General features: G+C 60.5%; 8 protein-coding genes and 1 riboswitch. Of the genes, 5 read left to right on the top strand and 3 right to left on the bottom strand.

The window, feature by feature from the left end; genetic code table 11:
* From L2A60_RS19310 to L2A60_RS19290, 5 genes are all read left to right on the top strand, one after another.
* Positions 1-353, top strand: a 353-nt coding sequence (locus tag L2A60_RS19310) for a c-type cytochrome (protein WP_235706096.1), incomplete at its 5' end; no start/stop codon positions are given.
* Between the two features lie 13 nt (positions 354-366).
* Complete coding sequence (locus L2A60_RS19305) at positions 367-630, top strand: hypothetical protein (protein ID WP_235706095.1); 264 nt, start codon at positions 367-369, stop codon at positions 628-630.
* A 173-nt stretch (positions 631-803) separates the two neighbouring features.
* A riboswitch (Fluoride riboswitch) is annotated at positions 804-866 on the top strand.
* Positions 850-1,551: a fluoride efflux transporter CrcB gene (gene crcB, locus L2A60_RS19300; protein WP_235706094.1), complete on the top strand. Its 702-nt coding sequence runs from the start codon at positions 850-852 to the stop codon at positions 1,549-1,551. It overlaps the preceding riboswitch by 17 nt.
* Before the next feature lie 10 nt (positions 1,552-1,561).
* On the top strand, positions 1,562-3,166 hold the full coding sequence (locus L2A60_RS19295; protein ID WP_235706093.1) for a dynamin family protein: 1,605 nt from the start codon (positions 1,562-1,564) through the stop codon (positions 3,164-3,166).
* A gap of 78 nt (positions 3,167-3,244) precedes the next feature.
* Positions 3,245-3,634, top strand: coding sequence for a DUF190 domain-containing protein (locus L2A60_RS19290; RefSeq protein WP_235706092.1), 390 nt, complete (start codon positions 3,245-3,247; stop codon positions 3,632-3,634).
* Between the two features lie 39 nt (positions 3,635-3,673).
* Here L2A60_RS19290 and L2A60_RS19285 read toward each other — a convergent pair whose 3' ends face one another.
* From L2A60_RS19285 to L2A60_RS19275, 3 genes are all read right to left on the bottom strand, one after another.
* Complete coding sequence (locus tag L2A60_RS19285) at positions 3,674-4,492, bottom strand: carbon-nitrogen hydrolase family protein (protein WP_235706091.1); 819 nt, start codon at positions 4,490-4,492, stop codon at positions 3,674-3,676.
* Between the two features lie 22 nt (positions 4,493-4,514).
* Positions 4,515-5,906, bottom strand: coding sequence for a purine-cytosine permease family protein (locus L2A60_RS19280; protein ID WP_235706090.1), 1,392 nt, complete (start codon positions 5,904-5,906; stop codon positions 4,515-4,517).
* Positions 5,907-5,967: 61 nt separating this feature from the next.
* On the bottom strand, positions 5,968-7,981 hold a 2,014-nt coding region (locus L2A60_RS19275; protein ID WP_235706089.1), incomplete at its 5' end, for an oxidoreductase.

The raw sequence follows: 7,981 nt of genomic DNA, 5'->3' as shown, positions 1-7,981 counted from the left end.
CTCCAGCACCATCCGCACCGCGCGTTCGCGGACCTCAGGTGAATATCTGTTCGATGTCTTCCGCTTTTCCATTGCTCCATCCTACTCAAGAGTTGGAGCCTCCAGGATTCCCGGCGCGGTTCAAATCCTATAACGGCGTGATGCCCGCCTGGGGCGACCAACTCAGTAATACGCAGATCGCCGCGATCCTCGACTATATCGGCGCCGCCTGGGGCAACAAGGAAGCCGAGCCGGCGGGCTACAAGCCCTACGATGCCGCAGCGGCCGCGTCCGCGCGCAAGCAGACAATGACCTCGGCCGCAGTCGGGCAGCTTCGCGCAAAGTTGTTCGCGGGCCACACCCAAAAACATTGACTGGAGAACCCGCATGTCGGCGACAATCGTGACCATGCCGCTTGATCGCACCGGATTGCGCCGCCTGAAGGCGCCCGCGCTCACCCTGATCCTGACCGCCTTCGCGGCAATGGTGGTCGGCTCGATTTTCGGCCCGGCGCAGGCGCTGAATTACGCCAACATCAATAGTGGCTGCCGGTTCGCCGACGGGGGGTTGGCGCATGTCGGGCCACCCGGCCGTCCAGCAGGCGCTGCGCAACCGCACTTTCGATCTACTCGGCCTTCCCCGACTCTATAGCTCTGCTCAAGCTTAACTCCGTCGAACCGCCGTGGTACGGACCCGTATGCCCGGTGGTGTGGGAGGGGCGGTGTCGCGAGGCACCCCTCTATCCCGATCAATCCCCAAACCGTTCAAGCGATCGCCCTGGCAAGCAGCCGACAGCATTGACAAACAGGCCGGCAATCATCAGCATAACCACCGGCGATGGAGTTCGCCATGTAACCGCCCTCGGGGCTGATGACTCCTGTTCAACATCCGTTTCAGGCGGAGGGAACATGGTGTCTATTTGTTCGGGACAGCCCCGATACGGGCTGGTATACGGCCGTGACCATTTGCATGGTTGCCGAGGAACGGGTCGTTCCGCTTTCATTGCGCTTTCGGCCAAGCCAGAGCCGCACCCTGCCTTCGTCAGCAGCTTACGCCCCTGCGATCATTCGTTCGCGGCCGGCTGGAGCGATGAGTGCTTTTCGCTTCCCTCAAGACCGACTTCACAATCACCGGGATGTTTCTGCCAACGATCCTGGAGATATTGTTTTCCTGACATCATTCAAAGGAATCTGGATGTTGCGCACATTGCTGGCTATCGCCGTCTTCGGTACGCTTGGCTGCTGGGCCCGTTACGGCCAGACCATCCTGCTCCAGGACGTTTATGGCCGGAACTTTCCGGTTGCCGTGCTCAGCATCAATGTTTTGGGATCGTTCCTGATCGGCTTCCTGTTCATCGAAACCCTGGAAGTTCTGACGCTTGGCCCAGCACTGCGCACCGGCGTCCTCACCGGATTTCTCGGCGGTTACACGACGTTTTCGACGTTCGAACTGGAAACAATGCTCCTGGTCGAGAATGGCCAAGCACTGAAAGCGTTGCTTTACGTTCTGTTGTCGGTCGGGCTCGGCTTCGTCGGAGTGCTATGCGGAGCCTATATGGCGAGGAACCTATGAACGGCGGCATATGACCCTCGCCGATTACGAGCGGCGGAAATTCGACCTGGTCGCCCTGTTGCGCGACCATCCGCCTGACGCCGCACGCCGGGCCGAGCATGCCGAACTGTTAACCTCCCTTGCGGAGGACAGATTCAATCTTGTCACCGCCGGCCGGTTCAACCGGGGCAAATCGTCGCTGATGAACGCACTGCTTGGCACGGAGCGACTGCCGATAGGCATCATGCCACTAACCTCAGTAATCACTTCCGTACATTATGGCAGCACGGAGCGGGCAACTCTCTATTTTCACGGCACCAGTCTCTTCATGGATGTCAAGCTCGACGAGTTGGCCCGGTACATCACCGAAACCGGCAATCCAGGCAATCGGGAAGGGGTCGAGCATGTCGAAATTGAAATTCCGGCGGAACTGCTTCGGCGCGGATTTCGGTTCATCGATACGCCCGGCCTTGGTTCCTCGATCGCTGCGAATACGCGGACAACGCAGAATTTTCTACGCCAGGCCGACGCATTTCTGGTGGTGACCAGCTTTGACAGCGCATTATCCGACGACGAACTCGCCATCCTGCAACGGGCCATGACGGCCAACGCTCGCATCTTCCTCGCGATTAACAAGAGCGATTTGATGAACGAGGTCGATCGTGCGGCTGTGCTCGATCATGTTTCTTGCGAAATCAAAGCTCGGCTCGGCGTTGAAATCCCGATTTTTTCACTCTCCGCGCGTGCCGCAATGGACGCAAGGCGCGCAAAGAACGAAATGGCATGGGTGACGAGTGGCGTCCCCGAACTTCGGCGTACACTGATGGAATTCCAGATTGTCGACAAGAATCGTTGCTTTTTGCACAACATGGCGACCAAAATTGGAGCCTATTTCGCACGTGAGGACGATCGGGCCGCCCTGGCACAAGTCAATGCAATCATTGACGGATATGAGGGGGTGGCTCCGGCAGGCGATCGTGCGACCTTCAACGCAATCGACGGCGGGGGACCGGCTTCCGATTGCGAAATTTGTGTGACGGTTGTGGCGGAGGTATTCGACGCGATCGTCCATTTGCAGGCGCGGCTTGGGCACGATCATGCGTCCCGCGAAGCGTTGGCGGAACGCGGCTGTCTTTGCCCGTCCCACGCCTGGCAATTTGAAAACATCGCCGGGCCATTGGCGGTTGCCGTAGGTCTTGCCGGGTTGGTCGAGACGCAGGCAAACCGGCTTGACGCAACCGGGCGTGATCCGACACATCGTATTTGCCCGGTCTGTGCTTCCGCTGCGCGAGCCGAACACCGCAAAAACGAAGAAATTGCAGGCTCGATCGAGATCCATGGCATATCCGCACTCAATGGATTGTCGCGTATCTGCCTGCTTCATCTGCCCGGCCTCATCGCTGCCGTGCCCGAGAAGTTGCGTCCGATGCTTGTTGGGATTGAAGTCTCCAGGATGCAGCGACTTGTCGAGGATATGCGTCGCTTCGCGCTCAAGCGCGAGGGCGCTCAGCACCATGCGGTCAGCGCCGAGGAGGCGGTATCCGCCCATGCGGCGATTACCCTGCTTGCCGGCGATCCTCACGCATTTCCGCCACAGATCCGTGGCAAAATCGAGATGATCAAACCGGAAGGATGAAATTGGATAGCGATCGCTGCTACAGACCGCTAGCATATCTGCCGGAGTCGGCGCGCTCAATCGGGATGGAGGATTTCGATGCGCGATATGGAGGATGCCATTCTTCTCAGGATATTTCTTGGTGAGGATGACATGATCGACGGCAAACCGCTTTACCGTGCGGTTATCGAGTACTCCCGCAAGGCGGGCCTCGCCGGTGCCACGGCGCTACCCGCGCCATTGGGCTTCGGCATCTCGCGTGTCTTGCGATCGGGACTGAACCTCGACGTCGGCATCCATCTGCCCATCGTGGTCGAAATCGTCGATCGGACGGAAAAGATCGAGGCATTTCTTCCTATAGTGGACGACATGATGCAAAGCGGCCCTGCCACGATCGAGAGGGCGCGGGTGCTGCACTATGGGCGAAAAAAGCCGGGGCTGATCGAGTGTTTCCGGCAACAATTCTTCGGCCAGCCCATGCATTCGTAAAATACCTGCAAATTCCCCTGCCCACTGGATCGGCCGATGTCAATCACGGCGCGTTCGCTCTGGTTGGGCGATGGCGGCATAAAGCGCGGGACGCCGCTCCGACCGATAGGGAAAGATTGCCGCCGTCGCCGCGATCGTCTCCCGCGTAATGGTCGCGATCAGTAGAGCCTCTCCACCACCCGCCGCTACGATCGCGGAGTCGTCCGGGCCCGCCAACCGGGATTTTCCGATGAAACGCATGTCGCCTTCGGCGCCAGCGTGATTGCAATAGGCAATGAAGACCTGATTCTCGACCGCACGTGCAGGCACGATAATATCCGGCACGCAGGCATATTCCCCGGTTAGTGCGGTCGGGATCAGGATCAGGTTAGCACCTGCGAGCGCGAGGCTTCTGACCGTTTCGGGAAACTCAACGTCGTAACAGATCAGCAGTCCCACTCGCCATCCGGCGAGTTCGAAGGGAGCGGCAAACCCATCGCCGGGCCGATAGAGTCCGCGCTCGAAATCGCCGAACAGATGGGTTTTGCGGTAGTTTACCAACGAGTTGCCGTTTGGGCTGATCGCCTGCACCGCATTGTAGATCGCGCCGCTGTCTGGGTCACGCTCTGCATAGCCATAGATGATCGCGACGTTATGTTTTTTCGCGATATCGGCGATGCGAGTTGCCCACGGTCCGTTTCGCGGCTCTGCGAGTTCCGCGCAGAGCTCGGGAATATTATAGCCCCCAAGCCAGCATTCCGGACACAGGAGAAGCGTCGCGCCGGCGGCGGAAGCCGTCCGGGCGGTTTGCTCGATCGCGGCGATATTTGCCGCGGGATCTCCAAGGAAACCTCCGGTCTGCCAGATTGCGAGCTTCATGATCTTCGGTTTCCGACTGTCTCTACTCCGCCAAGCCGACCGCCGGCACCGCATGCTTGCGTGCGAGCAGGTAATAAACGGGACTGACGATGAGAATACCGACAATCCAGGAGATGTCGACTCCGTCCAACGCCTTCGCGATCGGACCAGTATAGAGATCGTTGGAGACGAACGGTATCTGGATGACGATGCCGAAGAGGTAACAGAAGATCGCCGCCCGGTTGAACTGGCCATAGACGCCGCCGGAATGGGTGAAGAACGATGCGACGTCGTAATCGCCGTGGCGGACCAGGTAGAAATCGACCAGGTTCACCGCGGTCCAAGGTACCAGAACGTAGAGCAGAAGCAGGATGAAGTTCGTATAATTGGTCAGGAAATTCTGAGCGCTCCACAGCGCGATGGCAAGACCGATCGAGGTGAGCACGATCGCGGTGACGCCCCGCGCCACAGGACCGGCCTTCCAGTCTGGCAGGAAGGTCTGGACGACGGTGATGCTCGACAGCACGCCGCAATACAAATTCATCGCATTGGTGCAGGCGATGCCGATCGAGAAGATCGCGACAATTGCGAGTGCCGCTGGCCCCGTCAGCGTGGTGAGGCCGGATACCACATCTCCGTTGCTGACCAGGAGCCCGATCAGCGCGCCGAGCAGCATCGGCAGCACCGAGCCCAGAACGCACCCCCAATAGCTTGCCCAGAAAGCCGGCTTCGCGCCGGTGTCGTGCGGCATGTAGCGTGAGTAATCGGAAACGTAAGGTGCGTAGGCAATCTGCCAGAGCGCACCCACCGAGACCATCCCGAAAAACCCGGCAGCGTTGTAGCCGTTTATCGAGAGAAAATTCGCCGGCAGACCATGGATGAACACGATCCAGCCAAAGCAGAGCAGCAGCGCAAGACCCGAAAGCCAGGTCAGTACGCGGGCGTAGACATGGATGAGATCGTGGCCATAGATGGTTGCGATCACGCTGATCAGCGCGATCGCCGAGATCAGAACGTTCTGGTTTATCCCCGGCGCGATGGTGTGCAGGGATTGGCCGCCGAGCACGATGTTCGAGGCCAGAAACCCGACATACATGACGACGACGATGGCGACGACGAGAACCGCACCGATCGACCCGAACTGGCCGCGCGTCTGGACCATCTGCGGAACGCCGAGTCTCGGGCCCTGGGCGGCGTGCAGCGCCATGAAGACGGCGCCCACGAGGTTGCCGAGCGCGATCGAACCGATGGCACCCATGAACGACAGCTTGAACACCGTGGTGGCAAGCGCGCCGGTCACGATGGTCAGCATCATGATGTTCGATCCGAACCAGATGGTGAATAGGTCGCGCGCGCGCCCGTGACGCTGATCGATCGGTATCTGATAGATCGTATGCTGCTCGACTTGAGCGGGGGCTTCCTTGGTTGCGGTCATTCGAAAACTCCTGCGATGCGGCCGTTGGTTTCAGCCATGAATGGAGCCGTGTGCGGGTTTTTCATTGAGACGATGCGTCCAGGAGCCGGTCGAGCGAGAAGGGCTGCAGCTCTGCCACTTCTCTGCGGAACGGCAAGGTATCGGGATCGATCTCTTCGTCAAGCTCCTCGGCATAGCGCCGTCCGCCGAATACCGCGGCGGCGATGGTTCCCGGCGCCAGCGCATCGCCGATCGTCGTGACGCTCTTGAGCCCGGCATCCGCCCAGGCTGTTTGCCTGGCATCCAGTTCTCTTGCCAGGTTTGCGACAGGCAGGCGGCTGCTGACCATGACGAGCGCATCCGCCTCGACATGGCTGGGCCGTCCCGTGAAGATGCAGCCGAGCGCGACACTGCCGGTATCGGCCGATTTCAGAATACGGTGTGCCAGGATGCTTACCCCGGCCTCGATGAGTCGCGTCTGAATCCGGTGCTGCTCCATCGTGTTCCGGGTCCAGACCGAGGCTTCCGCCGCCGGTGTGACCAGGGCGACGCGATAACCTTCTTGTGTCAGCAATTCGGCCAGAACGCCGCCCATGTAATAGTGGTCGTCATCGTAGATAACGACGTTTTTTCCGGGCGGACGCGTCCCGCTCATGAGATCGTCTGGAGTCAGAAGCTGGATATCGCCCAGCGGCGAAGGAGTTACGCTTGCACGTGCGACATTATCGCGTCGCCACACGGCCCCGGTAGCGACGGCTACATGATCGAAGCCGAACCCAAGCACGTCCTCCGTGGTCAGGTGGCTTGCCCGATAGATTTCCACATTCGGCATGCGCGCGAGCTGTCCGACCCGGTAATCCACGACGCGCCCCCAGGCAGCCAGGCCTGGAAGACGGCGTTCGCGGATCAGCCGCCCTCCGAGTTCGATGCCTGCTTCGGCCAAAGCGACGACGTAGCCGCGCCGGCCAAGCATCATGGCCGCTTCGAGCCCCGACGGTCCGGCGCCGATCACGAGCACCCGGCTATCCGTGGCGCGGCGCCGAATGCGTTCGGGATGCCAGCCGCGCCGCCATTCCTCGCCCATCGACGGGTTCTGGGTGCAGCGGATGATCGACGCCGTATGGTCTCCCGAAACACAGATGTTGCAGCCGATGCATTCACGGATATCCTCGATCCGGCCTTCCTCGATCTTTCTGGGCAGGAACGGATCGGCGATCGAGGGGCGGGCGGCGCCGATGAGGTCGAGCACGCCCTGGCGAACCATCCGTACCATCGTGTCCGGCGAGGTGAAGCGGCCGACGCCGACGACTGGCTTCGTGGTGAGTTGCTTGATCCCGGCGACGAACGGTTCCTGATAGGCCTCGTCCGTGAAGCGCGAGCTCTGGCTGTCATTGTCCCAACTGGAAAGCGTGAGATCCCAGAGGTCGGGGAGTTCCGCCATGCTGGCGATCATGTCGCGCGCCTCGGCCGCATGCAGCCCCGCTTCGCCGATCAACTCGTCGACCGAGATCCGGCATGCGACGGCGCAGCGGTCGCCGACCGCGTCTTTCACGTCTTCCACAAGTTCGCGCAACAACCGTACGCGGTTCTCCAGGCTGCCGCCATATTCGTCGGTGCGGGTATTGTAGCGGCGGGAGAGAAAGAACATCGGTCCGCCGAAGAGCTTGCCCGCATAGACGTAAACGATGTCGTAATCGGCGCGCTTGGCCCTGAGCGCGGCCTGACGATGCCATTTGCGCAGATTCGCGATGTCCGTTTTGTCCATCGCCCTTGCCTGCACGGGATCGTTGAAAATGCTCGCAACCGGCAGGTCGGCGGGACCGAACGGAATCTCCCTCGAATAGAGATTGGGCGCGTTCATGCCGTTGTGGCAGAGCTGCAACCCGGCCAGGGCGCCGCCGCGATGGACCGAGTCAGCGATGCGCGCCAGCATCGGGACATCCTGATCGTCCCAGATCCGCAATTCGATGAATGGGCAGATTTCGGCGCTCGGGTGGATTTCCGCCTGCTCGGTGCAGACCACGCCCCAACCGCCTTCGGCCTTGACCGCCCGCATCGCCGCGAGGGCGGATGGGTCGCGATACCCCATGCCGTTG

It is taken from the genome of Acidiphilium iwatense (assembly GCF_021556475.1).
Lineage (GTDB): Bacteria > Pseudomonadota > Alphaproteobacteria > Acetobacterales > Acetobacteraceae > Acidiphilium > Acidiphilium iwatense.
The sequence above is the reverse complement of the archived record's forward strand: the minus strand, read 5'-3'. Positions and strand labels throughout refer to the sequence as shown.

Excerpts from the sequence above, each read along its gene's own strand:
- L2A60_RS19295 (WP_235706093.1), top strand. The coding sequence starts at position 1,562 with ATGACCCTCGCCGATTACGAGCGGCGGAAATTCGACCTGGTCGCCCTG.
- L2A60_RS19290 (WP_235706092.1), top strand. The coding sequence starts at position 3,245 with ATGCGCGATATGGAGGATGCCATTCTTCTCAGGATATTTCTTGGTGAG.
- L2A60_RS19280 (WP_235706090.1), bottom strand. The coding sequence starts at position 5,906 with ATGACCGCAACCAAGGAAGCCCCCGCTCAAGTCGAGCAGCATACGATC.
- L2A60_RS19285 (WP_235706091.1), bottom strand. The coding sequence starts at position 4,492 with ATGAAGCTCGCAATCTGGCAGACCGGAGGTTTCCTTGGAGATCCCGCG.
- crcB (WP_235706094.1), top strand. The coding sequence starts at position 850 with ATGACTCCTGTTCAACATCCGTTTCAGGCGGAGGGAACATGGTGTCTA.
- L2A60_RS19305 (WP_235706095.1), top strand. The coding sequence starts at position 367 with ATGTCGGCGACAATCGTGACCATGCCGCTTGATCGCACCGGATTGCGC.